19 protein-coding genes are annotated in these 22,042 nt (G+C 66.8%); 5 read left to right on the top strand and 14 right to left on the bottom strand.

All coding sequences use genetic code 11. The features are described 5' to 3' along the window. Positions 1 to 587: 587 nt before the first annotated feature. The 6 genes from lipA to dusA form a co-directional block, all read right to left on the bottom strand. Positions 588 to 1,538 (bottom strand): lipoyl synthase, encoded by a 951-nt coding sequence (gene lipA / locus C4N9_RS05895; RefSeq protein WP_109532374.1) that lies wholly within the window; start codon positions 1,536 to 1,538, stop codon positions 588 to 590. Positions 1,539 to 1,700: 162 nt separating this feature from the next. Continuing rightward, positions 1,701 to 2,249, bottom strand: a complete 549-nt coding sequence (locus tag C4N9_RS05890; protein WP_109532373.1) for a peroxiredoxin — start codon at positions 2,247 to 2,249, stop codon at positions 1,701 to 1,703. 190 nt (positions 2,250 to 2,439) lie between these two features. After that, entirely contained in the window at positions 2,440 to 3,624 is a 1,185-nt protein-coding gene (locus C4N9_RS05885) for a vWA domain-containing protein (protein ID WP_109532372.1), read from the bottom strand. Continuing rightward, positions 3,624 to 3,788, bottom strand: a complete 165-nt coding sequence (locus C4N9_RS21815; RefSeq protein WP_168192134.1) for a hypothetical protein — start codon at positions 3,786 to 3,788, stop codon at positions 3,624 to 3,626. The genes C4N9_RS05885 and C4N9_RS21815 overlap by 1 nt, the downstream gene beginning before the upstream one ends. A 32-nt stretch (positions 3,789 to 3,820) precedes the next feature. Continuing rightward, entirely contained in the window at positions 3,821 to 5,212 is a 1,392-nt protein-coding gene (locus C4N9_RS05880; protein ID WP_245902475.1) for a DUF2927 domain-containing protein, read from the bottom strand. Next, positions 5,209 to 6,153: a tRNA dihydrouridine(20/20a) synthase DusA gene (gene dusA / locus C4N9_RS05875; RefSeq protein WP_245902474.1), complete on the bottom strand. Its 945-nt coding sequence runs from the start codon at positions 6,151 to 6,153 to the stop codon at positions 5,209 to 5,211. The genes C4N9_RS05880 and dusA overlap by 4 nt, the downstream gene beginning before the upstream one ends. 304 nt (positions 6,154 to 6,457) lie before the next feature. On the opposite strand from dusA, the gene hemE reads away from it, so the two are divergent. Continuing rightward, complete coding sequence (hemE, locus tag C4N9_RS05870) at positions 6,458 to 7,513, top strand: uroporphyrinogen decarboxylase (protein WP_281260113.1); 1,056 nt, start codon at positions 6,458 to 6,460, stop codon at positions 7,511 to 7,513. A gap of 358 nt (positions 7,514 to 7,871) precedes the next feature. Here hemE and C4N9_RS05865 read toward each other — a convergent pair whose 3' ends face one another. Then, positions 7,872 to 8,717, bottom strand: coding sequence for an MBL fold metallo-hydrolase (locus C4N9_RS05865; RefSeq protein WP_168192133.1), 846 nt, complete (start codon positions 8,715 to 8,717; stop codon positions 7,872 to 7,874). A 114-nt stretch (positions 8,718 to 8,831) separates the two neighbouring features. Between C4N9_RS05865 and C4N9_RS05860 the strand changes: the two genes are divergently transcribed. The 4 genes from C4N9_RS05860 (at position 8,832) to C4N9_RS05845 (ending at position 12,507) form a co-directional block, all read left to right on the top strand. Beyond that, the gene (locus tag C4N9_RS05860; protein ID WP_109532368.1) at positions 8,832 to 9,620 is read left to right on the top strand and encodes an arsenate reductase/protein-tyrosine-phosphatase family protein; all 789 of its coding nucleotides are present in this window, start codon (positions 8,832 to 8,834) and stop codon (positions 9,618 to 9,620) included. Between the two features lie 312 nt (positions 9,621 to 9,932). After that, complete coding sequence (locus tag C4N9_RS05855; protein ID WP_146195122.1) at positions 9,933 to 10,385, top strand: TadE/TadG family type IV pilus assembly protein; 453 nt, start codon at positions 9,933 to 9,935, stop codon at positions 10,383 to 10,385. Positions 10,386 to 10,394: 9 nt separating this feature from the next. Beyond that, positions 10,395 to 12,089, top strand: a complete 1,695-nt coding sequence (locus C4N9_RS05850; protein WP_109532366.1) for a pilus assembly protein TadG-related protein — start codon at positions 10,395 to 10,397, stop codon at positions 12,087 to 12,089. Positions 12,090 to 12,171: 82 nt separating this feature from the next. Next, entirely contained in the window at positions 12,172 to 12,507 is a 336-nt protein-coding gene (locus C4N9_RS05845; protein ID WP_109532365.1) for a carboxymuconolactone decarboxylase family protein, read from the top strand. 106 nt (positions 12,508 to 12,613) lie between these two features. Here C4N9_RS05845 and C4N9_RS05840 read toward each other — a convergent pair whose 3' ends face one another. Genes C4N9_RS05840 through xdhA form a run of 7 tightly spaced genes read right to left on the bottom strand, consistent with a single transcriptional unit; the run spans position 12,614 to position 21,985 of the window. Further along, positions 12,614 to 13,702, bottom strand: a complete 1,089-nt coding sequence (locus C4N9_RS05840; RefSeq protein ID WP_109532364.1) for a BMP family ABC transporter substrate-binding protein — start codon at positions 13,700 to 13,702, stop codon at positions 12,614 to 12,616. A 49-nt stretch (positions 13,703 to 13,751) separates the two neighbouring features. After that, a complete protein-coding gene (locus C4N9_RS05835) occupies positions 13,752 to 14,684 on the bottom strand; it encodes an ABC transporter permease (RefSeq protein WP_109532363.1) in 933 nt (310 codons plus the stop codon). Continuing rightward, complete coding sequence (locus C4N9_RS05830; RefSeq protein WP_109532362.1) at positions 14,684 to 15,793, bottom strand: ABC transporter permease; 1,110 nt, start codon at positions 15,791 to 15,793, stop codon at positions 14,684 to 14,686. Before C4N9_RS05830 ends, C4N9_RS05835 begins: the two co-directional genes overlap by 1 nt. Further along, on the bottom strand, positions 15,780 to 17,300 hold the full coding sequence (locus C4N9_RS05825; RefSeq protein ID WP_109532361.1) for an ABC transporter ATP-binding protein: 1,521 nt from the start codon (positions 17,298 to 17,300) through the stop codon (positions 15,780 to 15,782). Before C4N9_RS05825 ends, C4N9_RS05830 begins: the two co-directional genes overlap by 14 nt. Beyond that, positions 17,297 to 18,241 (bottom strand): xanthine dehydrogenase accessory protein XdhC, encoded by a 945-nt coding sequence (gene xdhC, locus C4N9_RS05820; protein ID WP_109532360.1) that lies wholly within the window; start codon positions 18,239 to 18,241, stop codon positions 17,297 to 17,299. The genes C4N9_RS05825 and xdhC overlap by 4 nt, the downstream gene beginning before the upstream one ends. After that, positions 18,234 to 20,600 (bottom strand): xanthine dehydrogenase molybdopterin binding subunit, encoded by a 2,367-nt coding sequence (gene xdhB / locus C4N9_RS05815; protein ID WP_109532359.1) that lies wholly within the window; start codon positions 20,598 to 20,600, stop codon positions 18,234 to 18,236. Before xdhB ends, xdhC begins: the two co-directional genes overlap by 8 nt. Continuing rightward, positions 20,597 to 21,985, bottom strand: coding sequence for a xanthine dehydrogenase small subunit (xdhA, locus tag C4N9_RS05810; protein ID WP_109532358.1), 1,389 nt, complete (start codon positions 21,983 to 21,985; stop codon positions 20,597 to 20,599). The genes xdhB and xdhA overlap by 4 nt, the downstream gene beginning before the upstream one ends. Positions 21,986 to 22,042 lie beyond the last annotated feature (57 nt).

The following is a 22,042-nucleotide window of genomic DNA, read 5'->3' as shown; positions in this document are numbered from 1 at the left end:
TCGCCTGTGCCTGAGGCGGTTGCCTGGGTTTTTCCGATGAAGGGGGGAGGGGGCGAGACACCGGGCCGGGCTTGCCGGACCGGAACCTGGAAATGAACGGGCAGAGGCATCGCCACGAGCGGTACGCCAAAGGGGCGACAGACCGGCCCAGAGGCCCGCCTTGGCTTCGGCGCCGGCATCTCGAGGGCGCAAGCGACATGGCGGGCAAAGGTCTTGCAGGTGTAAGGTGTGCCACGGCGCAGGATGATCTTGTGGGCCTGCGGACCTGAGGCGAACCCGGAGATCCGGCGTTCAGGTCGAATCGCGGCCATGCCGGTTCCCGCAGGCCGGGGATCGGGCGGGTTCAATCCGCTACACGCCCGGTCGCGCGGGAGGCATTCCGCGCTGACCTACCGTCTCACGGGTTTTGCCGCTTATGGGGCCGTTCCCTAAAAGGTCTGTGCCTCGGAGGTCCAAGCCTTCTATGCGAGCCTCACTTCAAACGTCAGAGGGGCGGGCTGTTACGCGGTCAGCTCCCACACGCTTCCACAAGCGCGGACCCTTGCCGTTTCGGGCCTCGGCCCTCGTTGCCCCTGGCCCCCGCCGTTTCAGGCCAGCCCCAGCTTGGTGTTGCGCGCGGTGCGCAGGCGCGCGAAATCGTCGCCCGCATGATAGGAGGACCGCGTCAGCGGCGTGGCCGACACCATGAGGAACCCCTTGTTGAAGGCCGATTTCTCGTAGCTGGCAAACTCGTCGGGCGTGACGAACCGCGCGACCGCATGGTGCTTGGGGGTGGGCTGAAGGTATTGCCCGATGGTCAGGAAATCGACATCCGCCGCGCGCATGTCGTCCATCACCTGCAACACGCTCTGGCGGTCCTCGCCCAGCCCGACCATGATGCCGGACTTGGTGAAAACGGACGGATCCAGCTCTTTCACCCGTTGCAACAGCCGCAGCGAATGGAAATACCGCGCGCCAGGGCGGACCGACGGGTACAGGCCCGGCACGGTTTCAAGGTTGTGGTTGAAGACATCGGGCCGCGCCGCGACGACGGTTTCCAGCGCCTCGGGCCCGCATTTCAGGAAATCGGGCGTCAGGATCTCGATCGTGGTGCCCGGCGCACGGTGCCGGATCGCGCGGATCGTCTGCGCGAAATGCTCGGCCCCACCATCCTCGACATCGTCGCGGTCGACCGAGGTGATGACCACGTGGTTCAGCCCCAGCTTGGCCACGGCATGGGCCACGCGTCCCGGCTCGAACGCGTCAAGCGCTTCGGGGCGCCCGGTCGCGACGTTGCAGAAGGTGCAGCCGCGCGTGCAGATCTCGCCCATGATCATCATGGTGGCGTGACCCTGGCTCCAGCATTCGCCGACATTGGGGCAGCCCGCCTCTTCGCAGACGGTGGAAAGCTGGTTCTCGCGGATGATCTGGCGCGTTTCGTTGTAGCCCGCGCCGCCCGGCGCCTTCACGCGGATCCAGGACGGCTTTTTCGGCTGGGCATTGTCGGGGCGATGGGCTTTTTCAGGGTGCCGCTGCTCGGGCATCTTCAGGTCGCGCATCGGATCCTCCCTGGCGCTTGGCTCACCCGTATTTAGTCGCCGGGGACGGGGAAAGCAACAAAACCGCCGCCGTAGCTTCATGCGCTGAGTGCATAGCAAACCGGGCGCCACGAAAAAGGGCCGGTCGCATGGACCGGCCCTGGATATGGACGGCGCCCGTTATCAGGCCGCCTGTTCCTTGTTGGCTTCGACCAGCCAGTTCAGAACGGTCTCGGGCGACGAGACGCCATAGGGGTCCTCACCGTGGTTGTCGCACAGGCCCGGCTCTTCGAACCAGGCTTCGATGACCCCGTCCTTGACGACCGCGGCGTAGCGCCACGAGCGCAGGCCGAAGCCCAGGTTGTCCTTGCGCACCAGCATGCCCATGCGGCGGGTGAACTCGCCCGAACCGTCGGGGATGACCTTGACGTTCTGCAGGCCCTGGGCCTTGGCCCATTGGTTCATGACGAAGCTGTCATTGACCGACATGCAGTAGATCTCGTCGATTCCCTGCGCGGCGAAATCGGCAAAGCCGTTCTCAAAGCCGGGCAGCTGGTAGGTCGAGCAGGTCGGCGTGAAGGCGCCGGGCAGCGAGAACAGCACCACGCGCTTGCCGCCGAAATAGTCGGCGGTGGTCTTGTCTTCCCAGCGGAACGGGTTCGGGCCGCCGATCGACTCGTCGCGGACGCGGGTGTGGAAGGTCACGTCGGGCAGTTTTTGGCCGGTTTTCATGATGCGTCATCCTTGAAACTGTCTCGGGCGCATGGCTGCGGCAGGACGGGGAGGGTCCGTGCCGCGCGCGAGTCGCGCCCTTGGCCATGGTCTAAAAGCGATGCGGGTTATTGTGCAACTGCAAAACAGCTTGACGCTGCATCGCGGCGCGGGCGTCGGAAAGATGGCGCCGCAATCCGCAGCGCCGTCCTTATCTGCCCAGTTTCTTCATGCCTTTTGTCAGCCCTTCGAGCGACATCGACACCATGTTGTCCTCGAAGATCTCCTCGATCATGCGGATCGAATGCGAGTGCTTCCAGTATTTCTCGGGCGTGGGGTTGATCCACAGGTTGCTGGGCCAGTGTTCGCGCGCGCGCGCCAGCCAGGTCGCGCCGGATTCCTCGTTCCAGTGCTCGTTCGCGCCACCGGCATGGGCGACCTCGTAGGGCGACATGTTGGCGTCGCCCACGAAGATGCATTTGTAATCCGGCCCATAGGTGCGCAGCACCTCCCATGTGGGCGTGCGGGCGTTCCAGCGGCGGGCGTTGTCCTTCCAGACGAATTCGTAAAGGCAGTTGTGAAAGTAGAAATGTTCGAGATGCTTGAACTCGGACCGCGCGGCCGAAAACAGCTCTTCGACCACCTGCACATAGGGATCCATCGAGCCGCCCACATCGAAGAACAAGAGCACCTTCACCGCGTTGCGCCGTTCGGGCCGGGTCTTCACGTCCAGCCAGCCCTGTTCAGCCGTCGCCCGGATCGTGCCATCGAGGTCGAGCTCATGGTCGGCGCCGTCGCGCGCCCAGTTGCGCAGCCGTTTCAGCGCGACCTTGATGTTGCGCGTGCCCAGCTCGACGCTGTCGTCGAGATTGCGGAACTCGCGCTTGTCCCAGACCTTGACCGCGCGCTGGTTGCGGCTTTCCTTCTGGCCGATGCGCACGCCTTCGGGGTTGTAGCCATAGGCGCCGAAGGGCGAGGTGCCCGCCGTGCCGATCCATTTGCTGCCGCCCTGATGGCGTTCCTTCTGTTCCTCAAGCCGCTGCTTGAGCGTCTCCATCAGTTTCTCGAAGCCGCCCATCGCTTCGATCTGCGCGCGTTCTTCCTCGCTCAGATGCTTCTCGGCCAGCTTTTCCAGCCAGTCTGCGGGCAGATCGACCGCCTGTGCGATGGTTTCGGGCGAGATTTCATCAAGGCCCTTGAAGGCCGCCGCGAACGCCCGGTCGAAACGGTCGATGTGCTTTTCGTCCTTCACCATCGTGGTGCGGGCGAGGTAATAGAAGCCCTCGGCGTCGAACTGCGCCAGACCGGCTTTCAGCGCTTCGAGAAAGCCAAGATACTCTCTCAAGGTCACCGGAACCGCGTGGTTGCGCAATTGTTCGAGGAAGGGCACGAACATCAGATCAGCCGATCCAGTCCGACGGCGATGAAGGCGCTGACGATCGCGCCGATGATGCCCCAGACGGCGGCATATTGGGCGATGTCCTTGCCGGTGCCGTCGTTGCGGCGGGCATAGAGATAGCCCCAGACCGCGCCGATCACCATGCCTGCGAGAATGACCATGAAAGCCTCTGTTCTGCCCGCCCCGTGCCGGGTTACAGCCCGGCCAGTCGCTGGGCCGCGCCGGCGATGCGGGCGATTTCCTCAAACCGCGCCTCGGCGGCGCTCTGTGAGCCGAAGCCATATCGCGCCGCCGGCATCGAGTCGACCCTGAGCCGTTCTGCAGCCTCCAGGTTGCCCGCCTGCAGCTCCGCCTGCGAGCGGATGAAACCCAGCGACGCCAGGAAGGCCGCGTTTTCCGTCCGTTGCGCGAAGGGCATCGCCTCGCGCGTCAGCTCCAGCGCGATGTCGGTCTGCCCGGTGGCCAGCGCCTGAACGGCCAGATGCATGTCGATATGCGCCGCGTGGATCTCGCCGCCCGGAAGTCGGCGGAAGATCTCGGCCGCCGACAACAGCGATTCCAGCGCCGTCTCGCCCCGGTCGCGCGGCGCCAGCCTTGCGCCCAGCATCAGGCTCAGCGCCAGCCGCGAATCCGTCCAGCCCTGCGCGCGCGCCATGTCCAACGCCCGTTCGGCCCCCTCGCGGCGCTGCGACAGCCCGCCATCCGAGGACAGCGCCTGTTCCACCGCAAGCTGCCATTCGCGCGGCGTGGGCCCGGCGACGACGCCCGCGCGGCCCCGGCCGACCGGGTTCAGCCGGTTGAACAGCGTCGGCAACCGCGCCGCAACCTCGTCCCTGGTCATCCCCGATTGCAGTTCCGGCGCGTACCAGACGCGCAACAGCAGCATGTCGAAGCCGGTCAGCGTGGTCTGGAAGTTATCGTCGTTGAAGATCGAATCCGACAGCCGGAACAGATCGTTGAGCGGCCCCAGCGCCTGGCCGATCTCTTCGTGCAGGCAATCGCGGATTTCCTGCGGCGTGGTGTCGTCGGGAATGAACACGGCCGCCTGGCGGCGCTGGGTCACGCGGGTCCAGTCGATCGACGGGCTGCGGCGGTTGGCGACGAAATCCTGCCATGTGCCCACATTGGGCACGACGAAACAGGCCGCTGCGGGAACGACCGTCTGCATCTGGCGGCGGGGCAGGAATTGCACGGTGATCGTGTTCGCCCCCTCGGGCGCGCTGATCGCGCGGTCGATATCGATGCCCGCCTCGGCGCGCAGCCGGGCGATGAGGCGGTCCAGATCCGGGATCGCCGTCACCGGCGCGGCGCCACCCGTCACCACCGTCACCGGCCCCTCGAAGCGCGAGAAGGTCTCGATCGGACGACCGCTTTCCATCGCGAAGCCCAGTTCGAGAAAATCCTCGACCATCTCGCTGTTGGGGCGGCTCGGGGGCAGGGGATTGACGTCGCCCGGGCGATAGACGGCAAGCGGCGCCACCGCTTCGGTGCGCGCTTCCAGCCGTGCGACCTCGCTTGTGGGCACGCAGGCGCTGAGCGCAAGGGTCGCGCAGGCCAGCGTAAGGCCCATTTTGCGAACGCTCATGCCGCGCGCCTTTCGGTCAGACCGGCGACCAGCGCCCGGTAATCGCCCAGCGTGCCATTGGGCATTTCCGACAAGGCCCGGCGCCAGGCCCGCGCGCCTGGCTGGCCGGCGAAAAGGCCCAGCAGGTGGCGTGTGGCCCCGATCAGCCGCCCGCCGCGCTCCAGATGGTTCGCGATGATCGCCTCGGCCTTTTGCGCCACCTCGACCGGATCGGCGGGCGCGCGCTCATCGCCCCAGATCGCCGCATCCGCCGCCCCGAGGATATCGGCGGGCTGATGATAGGCCGCACGCCCGATCATCACGCCATCGAAGCCCCGCGCCAGCAGCGCCTGCGCCTGTTCCAGCGTGGCGATGCCGCCATTCACCGAGATCGACAGATCCGGATAGGCCGCCAGCATCCGCGCGACCAGTTCGTAATCGAGCGGCGGAACCTCGCGGTTTTCCTTGGGCGACAGGCCCTGCAGCCAGGCCTTGCGCGCATGCACCGTGACGCGCCGGATCCCGGCCGCGCGGGCGGCGTCCAGAAAGGCGGGCAGGGCCTCTTCGGGGTCCTGGTCGTCGACACCGATACGGCACTTGACGGTGATCTCGGTCGTCGTGGCCGCGCGCATCGCCGACAGGCACTCGCCCACCAGGTCGGGCGTTTTCATCAGCACCGCGCCGAAACAGCCCGATTGCACCCGGTCCGAAGGACAGCCGACATTGAGGTTGATCTCGTCGTAGCCTTCCTCCGCGCCCATCCGCGCGGCCTGCGCCAGTTCCGCCGGATCCGACCCGCCCAGTTGCAGTGCGACCGGATGCTCGGCGGGCGAAAACGTCAGCAGGTGCCGCGCCCCCCCGCGCACCAGCGCGGCCGAGGTCACCATCTCGGTATAAAGCAGCGCATGACGGCTCAGCAGCCGATGAAACTGCCGGCAGTTCGAGTCGGTCCAATCAAGCATCGGCGCCACGGAAAGGCGCCACGGAGGCATTCTGTCGGTCACGCGTGGTCGGGTCCCAAGGGTGTTCCCCGGATATAGCCCGGGACGCGCGGAAGGTCCACAAAGCGCGATCCCTCCGGGCGCCGGACCGGCGCTCCGTTGCTGCCACGCCGCTTGAACGGGCTTGCCACCGGCGCGCGGCGCGCTTCTTTCCCGGTTCCGACCCAGCGCGATGCGGGCGCGATGCAGGCGCTGCGACAGCGCGCTTCTTGACATCGCGCAACCAGACCCGCATCGACGGGCCGATACCGACAGGAGAATTGCCGTGACCCAGCTACCCGCTCCGGCCGAGGCGCCGACCAAGACGATCCTGCGCGCGCTGCAGGGCGAGGCGCCGGCCGTGCCGCCGGTCTGGATGATGCGCCAGGCGGGCCGCTACCTGCCCGAATACCGCGCCACGCGCGAGAAAGCGGGCGATTTCCTGTCTTTGTGCTACAATCCCGACCTTGCCGCCGAAGTGACGCTGCAACCCATCCGCCGCTACGGCTTCGACGCGGCGATCCTGTTCGCCGACATCCTGCTTCTGCCGCAGGCTCTGGGCGCGGATCTGTGGTTCGTCACGGGCGAGGGGCCGCGCCTGTCGACGATCACCTCCGAAGAGGATTTCGCCCGCCTGAAGCCCGTCCACGCGATCGACGAGACGCTCTCGCCGGTCTACGAGACCTTGCGCATCCTCAGGCGCGAATTGCCGGCGGAAACGACGCTGATCGGCTTCGCCGGCGCCCCCTGGACGGTCGCCACCTACATGATCGCCGGGCGCGGCACGCCCGATCAGGGGCCGGCCCATGCGCTCAAGACCGAAAATCGCGCGCTTTTCGAACAGCTTCTGGGCAAGATCACCGAGGGCACGATCGAATACCTCTCCCGCCAGATCGAGGCGGGCGCCGAAGTGGTGAAGATCTTCGACAGCTGGGCGGGCTCGCTTCAGGGCGATGATTTCGACCGCTACGCGACCGAACCCGCGCGCCTGATCACCGAGACCCTGAAACGCCGTTATCCCGGTATCCCGGTCATCGCCTTCCCGCGTCAGGCGGGCGAGGCGTATACGCGCTTCCACCAGGCCACCGGCGCCGATTGCGTCGCGCTCGACGACAGCGTCGATGCGCAATGGGCGGCCGAAAACGTGCAGATCCATGGCTGCGTGCAGGGCAATCTCGCGCCGCGCCACATGGTCGAGGGCGGCCCCGCCCTGGTATCGGAAACGAAGCGCATCGTGCAGGCCTTCTCGAAGGGCCCGCATATCTTCAATCTCGGCCACGGCATCACGCCCGAGGCCGATCCCGACAATGTGCACCGGATGCTCGAAGCCATCCGCAGCTGACTTCGCTTTGCCGGAAATACTCTCGGGAGGATTTTCAAGGAGGGTGGAAAACCCTCCTTGAAGCGGGGGGTCCCGGGGGGCGGCAGCCCCCCGGATCTTCGTGACGGCGGCGGGGCGGCAGCCCCCCGGATCTTCGTGACGGCGGCGGGGCGGCAGCCCCCCGGATCTTCGTGACGGCGGCGGGGCGGCAGCCCCCCGGATCTTCGTGACGGCGGCGGGGCGGCAGCCCCCCGGATCTTCGTGACGGCGGCGGGGCGGCAGCCCCCCGGATCTTCGTGACGGCGGCGGGGCGGCAGCCCCCCGGATCTTCCTGAAGGCGGCGGGGCAGCAGCCCCCGCCACGTCCCGGATTCGCCCCCTCAGGGCCGTTCCAGCCGATACCCAGCCCCGTCGCGCACGGCGACATGGAAGGCCGGGTGCAGAAAGTGCCCGCCGGTGAACAACGCGCCCTCGGTGGCCAACTCGTCGAGCAGCCGTTTGCGGGTCGCGCGGGCGGTGTCCATATCCATGTCGAAGGCGATGCCGATATCGGGATCGGCGGCCTGCAGCGCCGGCGCATGGATGATGTCGCCGCCATGGATCAGATGCCCCGCGCCCGAGCTGAGCCGCCAGCCGCCATGGCCCGGCGTGTGGCCCGCCAGCGGCATCGAGGTCAGGCCGGGCGCGATCTCGCCGCCCGCCTCGATCAGCCGCAGCCGGTCGCCATAGGCGGCCAGCACCGCGCGGGCGAGCCGGCCCCAGTCGGGCAGGGGCGCCGGGGCCGCGTCGGTCTTCGCGGCATCCGACCAGAAAGCGTGCTCCTCGCGGGTGACGACAAGCTCGGCCGCGGGGAAAACCGCCTCGCCGCTCTGGGTGATCATGCCCGCGACATGATCGGGATGCAGGTGCGTCGCGAACAGCACCCCGACCTGGTCGGCGCTCACGCCCGCTTCCTCCATGGCCTGAGGCAGGAAGCCGCAGGTCGGCCCGAACAGATCGCGCGGCCCGGCATCGCACAGGATCGTCTTGCCCCCGTTCCGGATCAGCACCGCGTTGAAATTGGTGGCGATGGCCTCGACCTGCTGCGCCGACAGAACCGCCGAAATCCTCTCTTCCGGCGTGCCGGGGAACAGCTCGGGGCCGAATTCCGTCCGGCCGTCGGTCAGGATCGTGACCTCGGCATCGCCGATCTGGCGGGTGGCGGTTCTGGATGCTGGGCTTGACATTGAGACCTCCTGTTTTTCCCGCACGCTATCACAGCGTGGCTTTCCGGCAACCGGCGCGAAACTTGTCCACAGCCTGTCTTGCTGCGGCGCGGGCGACCCCGTACTTCGATAATCATGGAACCAGCCGCCCCCCTCGACCCCGTTGCCGCTTTTGCCGCGCTCGCCCATCCGCAGCGGCTGGCGATCGTGCGGCTCCTGATGCGGCATTACCCGCGCCGCGTGGCCGCGGGCGAAATCGGCGCGGTGCTGGCGTTGAAGCCCAGCACGCTGTCGGGCTATCTCGCGCAGCTGATGGAGGCCGGGCTGATCAACCAGGAGCGGCGCGCGACCTCGCTTCTCTACGCGGCCTCGGTCGAGGGGGCCGAGGCGCTCAATGCCCGGTGGATCGGCGAGATCTGCGGCGGAAGGGGCCATGTGGGGCGCGGTCAGCCGGGCGCGCGCGTGCGCAACGTGCTGTTCATCGGTGCGGGCAATGCCGGGCCCACGCTGATGGCCGAAGCGCTGCTTCGCGAGCGTGCCGGCGAGGCGGTCGAGGTTTTCTCCGCCGGGCTCGAGGCGCAGCCCGGGGGCGAGGCCGCCACGCTCGAGTTTCTGGCCGGGCGGGGGCAGGAGGTGGGTCTGCTCTGGGCCAAGCCGCTGTCGACCTGGACGGGCGATGACGCGCCGGCGATGGATGTGGTGATCACGCTCGGAGACCGCGCGGCCTCGCGCGCGCGCGACTGGCCGGGCGGTCCGCACCGCGCCGCGTGGCGGCTTGCCCCCGACACCGCGCCCGAGACGCTCTACGACGATCTGGCAGCGCGGATCGGCGCGCTGGCCGACCTGCCCTTCGCCGCGGGCCATCCCCGGGTGGTCCAGGCGGGGCTGGACCGACTCGCCGAGCCGGGCGAAGCCGCGGTCTGAGGCTTTCCGGCAGCGGAATATCCCTTTGATTTTGATCAAAGTCCGGTTGTAAATATACAACGACGGACAAAAAACCGTTTTCTCTTGAAACACAATAGCCGCTCCGGCAGCCTCCTCTCCGGGTTGTGCGGGTAAGGTTTTCATTATCTTTCAATGGCGTAGGCGATCAGTTGTCAAGACAACACGCCTTGGTTGTGCGCGCGTTAAATATCTAATTAAAATAAATGTTTAGCTTGCCAAGACAACCGGATTGGCGGACCCTTTATGATGCTTACTTCGTGACCAGTGGACGATCTTGCGGGTGAGACTGTGATGCGATCCGACAAAAATTCCATTCGGAGACTCCTGTATCAGGCCAAGAAAACGGCCCGCGACGAGACGGGCTCGACCACCGTTGAATTCGTCGTTCTTCTGCCCTTCCTGATCGGCATCCTCGGCCTTGTCGTCACCTCCAGCCTGTATCTGGCGCTCGCCAGCGACGTTCAGCAACTGGCGCACGAGCTTGCCCGCGCGTCGCTGTCTGTCGCGCACGAGGACGATTGGTGCGCGCGGGTCGAGGACGAGATGGTCGCGCCTCTCGCCGCGAACCTGCCGCTTCTGGAACCTGAGCGCGTCGATGCCGTCGCTTGTGACAGCGACCCCGAAACGCGGCTTCTGCGGGTCTCGGTCGTCTACAATACCAGCGGCACGCTGGGCGCGATCCTGGGATCCATGATCGGGTTGCAGTTCCAGTCCTTTCAGCGCGCCAGCTTCGTCCAATGGTAAGGCCCTCGCATGATCGCGCGGTGGGCTGAGGTCCGGCACCCCTTCGCTCTGCGGTGGCGGACTTGGTACAACAGCGACAGCGGCGCCGTCGCGGTCCTGTTCGTGGTGCTGTTGCCGACGCTGCTGTTGGCCGGGGCGCTGGCCATCGACTTCATGCATATCAATGCCCAGCGTCGCTACGTTCAGTCGCAGGCCGATCTTGCCGCGCTTTCGGCCGTGCATTTTCTGGAAAGCGCCGAGGCGTCGCGCGGGGCCGCCCGTGCGACGGTCGCCGCCAATGCGCGCTATGATCCGTTTGACCTTGCCGATGCCGATATCGTCTTCGGTACGGCGCCCCTGGCCGGGGTCTTCACGCCGAATCCCGACCAGACGACGACGGACGGCACGACGGCGGTGCAGGTCTTCGTGACGACGCCCGTCAACCTGTACCTGCTCGACATGTTCATGGAGGATGACGGGCTGGTGGTCCGGCGCGAGGCCATCGCCGCGACCACGCCGCCGCGCGTCAGCTTCGCGCTGTCGAATTGCCTGGCCGAGCTTGCGCTGCTCAGGGATTTCCTGCGCCCCCTGATCGGTGCCGAGGTCGATGTCCTGTGCAGCGGGCGCGGGGTGGATACCCGGATCGACCTGCTGGAGGCGCTGGCCGATATCGCGGTCGAGGCCAGCCTTCTGACCCCTTCGGGCGAGCCTGCGACCTATGGCCAGTTGCTGGACGCAAGCCTGCCGGCGTCGTCCATCCTGTCGGTGGTCACCGGGCAGAACGTCCCGCCCGGCTTGGGCGATGTGCGGCTGGGTGACGGGCTGATCCTGCCCGAGGATCTGCGCCGACTGACCGTCGGCTCCCCGGTGCGCGGGGTCGAATTCTACGTGGCCGACCTGGTGTTCCTGACGGCCGAATTGCTGACCGAACATCTGCTCAGCCTTCAGACCGAGGTAACGCTGGGCGCTTTCGGCGCGGTCGGCGCCCGGGTGCGGATCGGCGAGCCCCGGCGCGTGGCGCTCAACGTCGTGCCCGGCAGCCCCGAGGCATTCGCGCAGACGTCGCAGATCCGGGTCGAGCTGGACGAGCTGAACATCCTCGGCATTTTCAAGCTGCGGCTGAATATCCGCCTTGCCAATGCGATGGCGACGCTCAGCGATCAGGGCAATACCTGCGCCACCGAGCCCGAGGCGGTGATCGCGGTTTTCGATCCGGTCGATGCAAGCCTAATCGACATCGACCTGATGACCCGTGTGCAGGGACTGCCGCTGGGATCGGAAGCGCTCGGGATGCAGGTCGACACCGCGCGCGAGCGGGCGACGCGGCGGGTGGAGTTCACGCGCGAGCGTTTTACCACGGATCCGGTGGTCGAGCTGGGGCCGGTCGGCCCTGCGGCAGAAGAGGCGGTGACGGATCTTCTGGGCAACACGGTGGCGCAGATGCTGGACGCCTCGCATGAGCGGATCGAAGAGGCGCTCAGCCTGCAGAGCTGCAATTCGATCCTGAGCTGCGCCACCAGCGCGCTGAACGCGGTGGCGCAGGTGCTGACCTCGGTCGCGGGAACCCTTCTCCTGACCAGCGCCAATATCGCCAATGGCCTTGGCGCCGAGGGCAACCTGACCAACGATCTGTTCAGCGACCTTCTGGGTCTGGATATCGCACGCGCCGATCTGGAGCTTCTGAGCGTCTCCTGCGCCGATCCCGTGCCCCGGCTGATCCGCTGACGCCGCGCTTGACCTGCATCAAGGAGCGCGCGCAGGCGCTGTGGCATTTCCGTGTACAGATATGCCGGAAAAGGAATGTGACATGGATGCCAAGGCCGATCTTGCCGCGATCAAGGATCGTTCGCGCGCGCTAATCAAGGCGGTGAATGCGCCGATGAAAGGCTTCGGTCAGCTCAGCGCGGCGGTCAAGGAGCCGGGCGCGCTGTCGACCAAGGAAAAGGAGTTCATCGCCGTGGGCATTGCCATCGCGCAGGGCTGCGACGATTGCGTCAATTTCCATATCGAGGTGCTGCAGAAACTCGGCTGCTCGCGCGAGGAGTTCTGCGAGGTACTGGGCATGTGCCTGCAGATGGGGGGCGGGCCGGTCGTGATGAATGCGGGCCGTGCGCTCGAGGTCTGGGATCAGCTGGCAGCCTGAATGCCCGGGCCCGGAAAGATGGGCCCGGAAAGACGGGGCCGTAAAAAAGGGGCCATAAAAGAAGGGGGCCTTTTGGCCCCCTTCGCATCGGTGATCTGCCGGACAATCAGCTGGGGATGTCGCCCTCGATCCCTTCGAGGTAGAAATCCATCCCCCAGAGCATTCCGTCGTCGGCAACCTGACCCTCTTCCAGCCAGACAGAGCCGTCCTGCTTGTTCAGGGGCCCGGTGAAGGGGTTGTACTCGCCCGAGCTGATCGCCGCGATCATCGCATCGGCCTCGGCCTGCACCTCGGCGGGCACGCGGTCGTTATAGGGGGCGATCAACACTTCGCCCTCGGCCAGCCCTGGCCAGACGTTGCCCGCCGTCCAGGTGCCATCCAGCTTCGCCTGAATGCGCTGGATGTAATAGGGCGCCCAGTTGTCGATGATCGCCGTCAGATGCGCCTCGGGCGCGAAGGACGACATGTCCGACGCCTGACCGAAGGCCAGCGCGCCACGGTCCTGCGCCACCAGCAAGGGTGCGGTGGAATCGGTGTGCTGCATGATGATGTCGCAGCCCTGGTCGATCAGCGCTTCTGCAGCGGCCGCTTCCAGCGCCGGGTCGCCCCAGGTAAAGGCCCAGACCACGCGCATTTCGGCGTCGGGGTTCACCTTTTTCGCATGCAGATAGGCCGCGTTGATGCCCATCAGCACCTCGGCGATCGGGAAGGCGGCGATATAGCCGATCTTGTTGGTCTGCGTCATGCGCCCGGCAATGGTGCCGATGACCGCCCGGCCTTCGTGGAAGCGGGCATTGTAGAGCGAAACGTTCGGATGCTCCTGGATATAGCCGGTCGCGTGCTCGAAGGCGACATCGGGGAAGCGCGCGGCGGTGGCGTTCAGCGCCGGTCCATAGCCGAACGAGGTGGCGAAGATCATCTGCGCCCCCGACAGCGCCATCTGCGTCATCACACGCTCGGCATCGGGGCCCTCGGGGACGCTTTCGACGAAGGTGGTCTCGATGGCCGAGCCGAAATGCTCCTGCGCCGCGGCGCGGGCCTGGTCATGGGCATAGTTCCAGCCGAAATCGCCCACCGCGCCGACATAGATGAAGCCGACCTTCATCGGCGACTGAGCGAGCGCGGCGCGGGTGCCCGCGGTCGCGGCCAGGCCCAGCGCTGCAGCCGAACTGGCGAGAAGCTGTCTGCGTTTCATGTCCCATTACTCCCTGAAAACGGGCATTTGCCCCGGTTGATGCCGCCCGTCACCCGGCGGCGTGGAAGGATTGTCCCAGCGAGCCGGGGGCCGCAAGGGTGATGCGCGCCCGGTTCGACGACATGATCACCAGAACGAGGATGGTGACCAGATAGGGCGACATCGAAAGATACTCGACCGGAATGCTGAAACCGGCTGCCTGCAAATTGAGCTGCAACACCATGATGCCGCCGAAAAGATAGGCACCCAGCAGCGCACGGCCCGGCCGCCACGAGGCGAAGACGACGATGGCCAGCGCGATCCAGCCGGCACCGGCGGTCATGCCCTCGGTCCATTGCGGCACCCGCACCAGCGAGAGATAGGCGCCGCCAAGCCCCGCGCAGCCGCCGCCGAACAGGATCGCCAGCACCCGGACCCGCTTGACGCGGTAGCCCAGCGCATGGGCGGAATGGTGGTTCTCGCCCACCGCGCGCAGGATGCGTCCGGCCCGCGTGCGCGTCAGGAAATACCACACCGCCAGCACCATCAGAAGCGACACATAGACCAGCATGTCGTGGCGAAAGAAGATCTGGCCCAGCACCGGAATATCGCTGAGCGGGCCGAAATCCAGCTTCGGCGTCCGGGGCGGAACCACGCCCACGAAGCCTTGCCCGACCAGCGCCGACAGGCCCAGCCCAAACAGCGTCAGCGAGAGGCCCGAGGCGACCTGATTGGCCATCAGCCCCTGGGTAAGGATGGCAAAGATCAGCGCCAGCGCGGCGCCGGCAATCACGGCCGCGACCATGCCGATCAGCGGGTTGCCGGTGCTCACGGCGATGGCAAAGCCCGACACCGCGCCCGTGATCATCATCCCCTCGACCCCGAGGTTCAGGACGCCCGCCTTTTCCACGACCAGCTCGCCGATCGCCGCCATCAGGATGGGTGTCGCCGCCACCATGAGCGAGGCCAGCAGCACGACGATATTCAGGGAAGACAGATCCATCACGCCAGCTCCACCTTTGCATCCGTTTTGGCGGGTTGCCGCGCCAGCCGCACCCGGTAATTCGACAACACGTCGAGCGCCAGAAGGAAAAACAGCAGCATCCCCTGGAAGACCTGGATCGCCGCGGCGGGCAGGTTCAGCATGAACTGCGCCAGCTCGCCGCCGATATAGGTCAGCGCCAGCAGCAGACCGGCCAGCACGATGCCCACCGGATGCAACCGGCCCAGAAAGGCCACAATGATCGCCGTGAAGCCGTAGCCCGCGTTGAAGTCGATGGTGATCTGACGGGCGGGCCCCGCCACCTCGAACATGCCGGCAAGCCCCGCGAAGGCGCCCGACAGGCCAAGGCACAGAACCACCAGACGCGCGGGGGCGACACCGGCGAACCGCGCCGCGCGCGGCGCCTGACCGGCAAGCTGGACATGGAAGCCCAGCAGATGGCGCTGCAGCAGGATATAGGTGAACAGCACCGCGATGAAGGCCGCGACGCCGCCCCAGTGAAGCCCGGTATTCACGAAGATCTCGTTATTGGCAGCCGCCGGGTACTGGCTCAGGTTGCGCGAGCCGGGAAAGCCCGCGCCGTCGGGATTGCGCATGAACCCCGTCGCGGCCGCCGCCAGCAGTTTCTCGGCCACGTAGACCAGGAGCAGCGACACGAGAATTTCGTTGGTATTGAACCGCGTTTTCAGCACGGCCGGGATCATCGCCCAGAGCCAGCCGCCGAACGCCCCTCCGAGGATCATCAGCGGAAAGACCAGCCAGCTTTCAACCGGGTAGAAGGCCAGCGCCACGCCTGCCGCGCAGAGCGCGCCGATGATGTACTGACCCTCGGCGCCGATATTCCAGATGCCGGCGCGGAACCCGATCGACAACCCGACCGCGATCAGGATGAGCGGGCCGGCCTTGACCAGCAGTTGCGGGCGCGAATAGCTGGCGAATTGCTCGGAAAAGAGCGGGTCCCAGAAGATCAGCTTGATCGCCTCGAACGGGTTCTTGCCCAGGAGCGCGAACAGGATGCCGCCCGCGATCATCGTCAGCAGAACCGCCGTGACGGGCGTGGCGTAGTTCCAGAATTTCGAGGGGGTCGGGCGTTTATCAAGCCGCAGCATCGGTTTCTCCTCCCTCGGCACCGCCCAGCATCAGGCCGATCTGGTCCATCGTCAGCCCGTTGACCGGGCGCGGTGCGCTCAGCTGCCCGCCATTGAGCGCGGCGAAATTGTCGGCGACCTCCATCAGCTCGTCGAGATCCTGACTGATGACGACGACCGCCGCGCCCGCCTGCGCCAGATCCAGCAGGGCCTGCCGGATCGCCGCCGCCGCCGAGGCATCGACGCCCCAGGTGGGCTGGTTCACGACCAGAACCGAGGGCCGCTGCATGATCTCGCGACCGATGACGAATTTCTGCAGGTTGCCGCCCGAAAGCGCCCGTGCCGCCACATGCGCGCCGGGGGTGCGGACATCGAAGCGCAGGATGATCTTCTCGGCGAAGTCGCGCGCCTTGGACCAGCCGATGAAGCCGCTGCGCACCAGGTTCTCGCGATAGGCGCCGGTCAGCAGGGCGTTCTCGGTCAGGCTCATGTCCGGGGCCGCCGCGTGACCCAGACGTTCCTCGGGCGCGCAGAGCAGCCCCAGCGCCCGCCGCGCATTGGGTCCCAGCGCGCCCACCGGCTCGCCCGCCACGCGGATCGACTCGGGGGTGGTGCGCAATTCGCCCGACAGCGCGCCCAGAAGCTCGTCCTGACCGTTGCCCGCAACACCGCCGATGCCCAGGACCTCGCCCGCGCGCACCGCCAGAGACACCTTGCGCAACGACGTTCCGAAGGCCGAGGGCGAGGTGACGGACAGGTCCTGCACCTCGAGCAGCAGCTTGCCGGGCTGCGCGGCGGGGCGCGACGGGGTGTGCAGGGACTGGCCCACCATCATCTCGGCCAGCGAGCGTGCGCTTTCCTGCCGGGGATCGGCGCGGCCCACGACCTTGCCATGCCGCAGGACAGTGGCGTTCTCGCACAGCGACCGGATTTCTTCGAGCTTGTGCGAAATATACAGGATCGACTTTCCCTCACCGCGAAGCTGGCGCAGCGTGCGGAACAGGATCTCGACCTCTTGCGGGGTCAGAACCGAGGTCGGCTCGTCCATGATCAGCAATTGCGGGTTCTGCAGCAGGCAGCGAATGATCTCGACGCGCTGCCGCTCGCCCGCGGACAGGTCGCCCACCATGCGCGACGGGTCCAGCGGCAGGCCGTAATTGTGCGACACGTCGGTGATCTTCGCCGCCAGCTCGCGGATGGGCGGCGGGTTGTCCATGCCAAGCGCCACGTTCTCGGCCACGTCCATCGCGTCGAACAGGCTGAAATGCTGGAACACCATCGCGACGCCGGTGGCGCGCGCTTCGGACGGGGCGCCGGGGGCATAGGGCACGCCGCGCCATTCCATCACGCCTTCGTTGGGCACGATCAGACCATAGATCGCCTTGACCAGCGTCGATTTCCCCGCGCCGTTTTCGCCAAGAAGCGCATGAACTTCGCCCTCGCCGATATCGAAGGAGACATCCGAATTGGCAACGACGCCGGGATAGACCTTTGTCAGGCCCTTGATCGACAGAAGCGGCGGTTTCACCGGGCGGTCTCCTTCACTGATACGCGGAACGGCTGGGAAAGGATGGCGGCGGCGACCGACACGGCGATGGCCTGCGGATGCTTGCCGAAACCGGGGTCGCCGATCGGGCAGGCGATGCGGGCGATGTCGCGCGGATCGTGACCCAGCGCCTGCAGTCGCGACCGGAACCGCGCCCATTTCGACGCCGAGCCGATCAGCCCACAAGCGGCGAAGCCATGGCTGAGCGCGCGGTGGCACAGATCGAGGTCCAGCGCGTGGCTGAAGGTCAGGATGTAATGCTCGGCATCCTTCGGCGCTTCGGACACAAGGGTTTGCGGCGCCTCGGCGATACGGCGGGTCACGCCCGGCGGCACCGTTTGGGGGAACCGGGCCTCGGCGGTGTCGATCCAGGTCAGCGACAGGCCGGGCAGGGGGGCCAGAACGGAAACCAGCGCCCGCCCGACATGGCCCGCGCCCCAGATCCAGACCGGCCGTGCGCGGGGCGACAGCGGTTCGGCCAGCCAGCCCAGCGCGTAGCGGGTCGCGGCGACGCCTTCGCCGCGCGCGGCCTTCTCGGCCCGGCGGATGGCGAGCGGCGCTTCGGTGCCGGCCTGGGACGAGACGGGGCGGACGAAAAGCCCGGTTTCGGGGATCGCGGCAAGGCTCGTTTCGTCGAAGCGCTCGTATCCCAGCGTCACCGCGCCGCCGCAGCACTGGCCCAGCGACGGCCCCAGGGCGATCTTTTCCACCCGTGCGGCGCCCCCCGGCAGCATCGCGCGCGCCTTCTGCGTGGCGTCGAGTTCCAGCGCGCCGCCGCCGATGGTGCCGCTCTGTCCATCGGCCCAGACCAGCATGGCGGCGCCCGCCTCGCGCGGGGAAGAGCCCTGATGCGCGCAGATCACCACGCGGACAACGGCGCCCTGCGTCTTGACACTCCGCGCGAGGGCGTCGCGGTCAAACATAGCCGCCCCGCTGGGCTTTCACGGCGGCCAGAACGCGCTCGGCCGTGGCGGGCGCGTCCAGCGCCACGTAGCGCGAGCCGTCGCCGCAGGCCGCGATGGCATCCGACAGCGCCATCAGCACCGAGATCCCGTGCATGAAGGGCGGCTCGCCCACGGCCTTGGATTTGTGGATCGTGTCTTCGGGATTGGCGCCGGTCCACAGCTCGACGTTGAAGACGCGCGGACGATCGCCGCAGGCGGGGATCTTGTAGGTGCTGGGCGCGTGGGTGCGCAGGCGGCCCTTGTCGTCCCAGACCAGTTCTTCGGTGGTCAACCATCCGGCGCCCTGCACGAAGCCGCCTTCCACCTGCCCCTTGTCCAGTGCGGGGTTCAGGCTGGCGCCCGCGTCGTGCAGGATATCGGTACGCAGGATCCGGTTCTCGCCGGTCAGCGTGTCGATGACCACCTCGCTGCAGGCCGCGCCATAGGCGAAGTAGAAGAACGGACGCCCCTGTCCGGCGATCCGGTCCCAAGCGACCTTGGGCGTCGCATAAAAGCCCGTGGCCGACAGGCTCACGCGGGCCTGATAGGCCGACATCGCCGCTTCGGCGAAGGTCATTTCGGTGCCGCCCACGCGGACCATGCCGTCGGTGAAGGACACGCTGCCTGCATCGGTCTGATGCAGCGCGGCGAGGTGGTCGGCGATCCGGTCGCGCAGCGTCTCGCACGCGGCCTTGACCGCCATCCCGTTGAGATCGCTGCCGGACGACGCCGCCGTGGCCGAGGTGTTGGGCACTTTCCCCGTATCCGTCGCGGTGATCTTCACCGCCTCGAGCGGCACGTCGAATACCCCCGCCGCGACCTGTGCCACCTTCTGGAACAGGCCTTGTCCCATCTCGGTCCCGCCATGGTTCAGGTGGATCGAGCCATCCTGATAGACATGGACCAGCGCGCCCGCCTGATTGAGATGGGTCAGGGTGAAGCTGATGCCGAACTTCACTGGCGTCAGCGCGATCCCCTTCTTCAGCACCGGATTCGCCGCGTTCCATTCGGCAATCGCCGCGCGGCGGGCCGCGTAATCCGAGGTCGCTTCCAGCCGCGCCGTCATCTCGTGCAGGATGAAATCCTCGACCGGCTGGGCATAGGGCGTGGTCTGTACCGCGTCAGGTTCAGGTTGCTGGGGAGAATGTTCAGCGCTGAACCGCTTTCCGGTGCCGGGCCCGGACTTGGCTGGTTGTGCCGCGCGGTAGTAATTCCGCTTCCGGATCTCCAGCGGGTCGCATTTCAGCGCGTGGGCGATATGATCCATGACCCGCTCGATCCCCAGCAGGCCTTGCGGGCCGCCGAAGCCGCGATAGGCGGTGGCCGAGCACATATTGGTGCGCAGCCGGTGGCTTTCGATCCGCACATTCGGCAGCCAATAGGCATTGTCGGCATGCAGCATCGCGCGGTCGGCCACCGGCAGGGTCAGGTCCATCGACCAGCCCGCGCGGGTGTAATGGATGAAATCGACGGCAAGGATCCGGCCCTCGGCATCGATCCCCACCTTGTAATCGATGCGGAAATCGTGGCGCTTGCCGGTCACGACCATGTCGTCGTCGCGGTCATAGCGCATCTTGCAGGGTTTACCCGTCAGCCTTGCCGCCAGCGCGCAGGCCACGGCCAAGTGATTGCCCTGACTTTCCTTTCCGCCGAACCCGCCGCCCATGCGCCGGGTTTCGACCCGCACGGCATGCATCGGCACATGCAGGGCATGGGCGACCTTGTGCTGGATTTCGGTCGGGTGCTGGGTCGACGAGACGACATGCATGTCGCCGCCTTCCTGCGGGCTGACAAGCGCCGCCTGACCTTCCAGATAGAAATGCTCCTGCCCGCCCATGTCGATCCGGCCCTCGATCACTTTCGCCGATTGCGCGAAAGCGGCGTCCAGATCGCCGCGCTCCCAGATGCGCGGGCCTTCCTCGAAGCGTTCATTTGCGGCGAGCGCCTGGTCGACACTCAGCACCGCCGGTTTCTCTTCATACGAGATCCGGCCCAGCCGCGCCGCCTTGCGCGCGTTCAGGTGGCTGTCGGCAATCACCAGAAAGACGGGATGCCCGACGTAATGAACCGTCCCGAGCGCAAGCAGCGGCTCGTCATTGTTCGAGGGTGAACAATCCGCGTGGCCGATATCCTCGCCGGTCAGCACCGCGACAACGCCGGGCGCGGTTTTCACCGCCGACAGGTCCATCGCGACAATATCGCCGTGCGCGATCTCGGACAGGCCGAAGGCCAGATGCAGCGTGCCCGCGGGCGTCGGGATATCGTCGACATAGCGCGCCTCGCCGGTCACATGCAGCGGCGCGGCATCATGGGGCAGGGGTTTGTGCAGAACGCTCATGCCATCACCTCCAGCACGTCGGTGGCCAGACCCTGATCGTCGAGGAAATAACGCAAGAGCAGGTTCTGCGCCGCGCTCAGCCGGTACTCGGCCGAGGCGCGCATATCGCTCATCGGTTGAAAATCCTCGGCGAAGGCGGGCAGGGCGGCCTGTACGCTGGCTTCGGTCCAGGGCTGGCCGATCAGCGCTTGTTCAACGGCGACCGCGCGTTTGGGAACGCCGGCCATGCCGCCAAAGGCGATGCGCGCGGCGGTCACGGTTCCCTCCGTCACGGTGATGTTGAAACATCCCAGCACCGCCGAGATGTCCTGATCGAAGCGCTTGGAAAGCTTGTAGCATTTCAGCCGGTCGGGCTGACGCGGGATCGACACAGCCTCGACGAATTCGCCGGGGGCGCGGTCCTGCTTGCCGTAATCCAGGAAGAAATCCTCGAGCGGCAGCGCGCGCCGGTCGTCGCCCTTGCGCAGGTACAGCGTCGCCCCCAGCGCGATCAGCGCGGGAGGGCTGTCGCCGATGGGCGAGCCGTTGGCGATATTGCCGCCGATCGTCGCCGCTTCGCGCACCTGCACCGAGCCATAGCGCCGCAACATCGCGGCGAAACCGGGATGGTGCGGGGCGATGGCGGGCAGAAGGTCGGCAATCGTGGTAACGGCGCCGATATGGATCGCCTCGTCGGTCACTTCGATCCCGCGCATGTCCTCGACGGCGTGCAGAAAGGCCACCGGGCCCAGATCGCGCAGCTGCTTCGTCACCCAGAGCCCGACATCCGTGGCCCCTGCGATGAGCCGCCCCTCGGGGTTCTGTGCATACCACGCCGCCAGCTCGTCGGACGAACGCGGCAGCGCGCAGCCATCGGGTGTGGTATCGGTCAAGCCGGCAAGCGTTGCAGGGTCGATCTGTTCGGCCAGCCAGCCGGGAACCGGTTCGGCCGCGGCTGCTTCGGCGGCGCGGATGATCGGCGCATAGCCGGTGCAGCGGCACAGATTGCCGGCCAGATGCGTGTCGTGATCGGTGACGCCATTGGCGTGCCCCGTCGCCATGGACATGATGAAGCCGGGCGTGCAGAAGCCGCATTGCGAGCCATGCTGGGCCACCATCGCGCTTTGCACCGGGTGCAGCGCGCCGTCGGGGCCTTTCAGCCCCTCGACGCTGTGCACCGCCTTGCCGTGAAGCTGCGGCAGGAACAGGATGCAGGCATTGACCGCCCGGGTGCCGCGCGCATCGGTCAGCATCACGGTGCAGGCGCCGCAATCGCCTTCGTTGCAGCCTTCCTTGGTGCCCTTCAGCCCGCGCTCTTCGCGCAGCCAGTCCAGAAGGGTGCGCGTCGGCGGCTGTCCTTCGACATCCACCACCGATCCATTGAGAACGAACCTGATCCCGCTCATGCAGTCTTCCGCCGCTGTCTCCCCGTCAGGGCTTTTCCACGCGCCCGATGCGGCGTA

Source organism: Pararhodobacter marinus, from assembly GCF_003122215.1.
Classification (GTDB): Bacteria; Pseudomonadota; Alphaproteobacteria; order Rhodobacterales; family Rhodobacteraceae; genus Pararhodobacter; species Pararhodobacter marinus.
The sequence above is the reverse complement of the archived record's forward strand: the minus strand, read 5'-3'. Positions and strand labels throughout refer to the sequence as shown.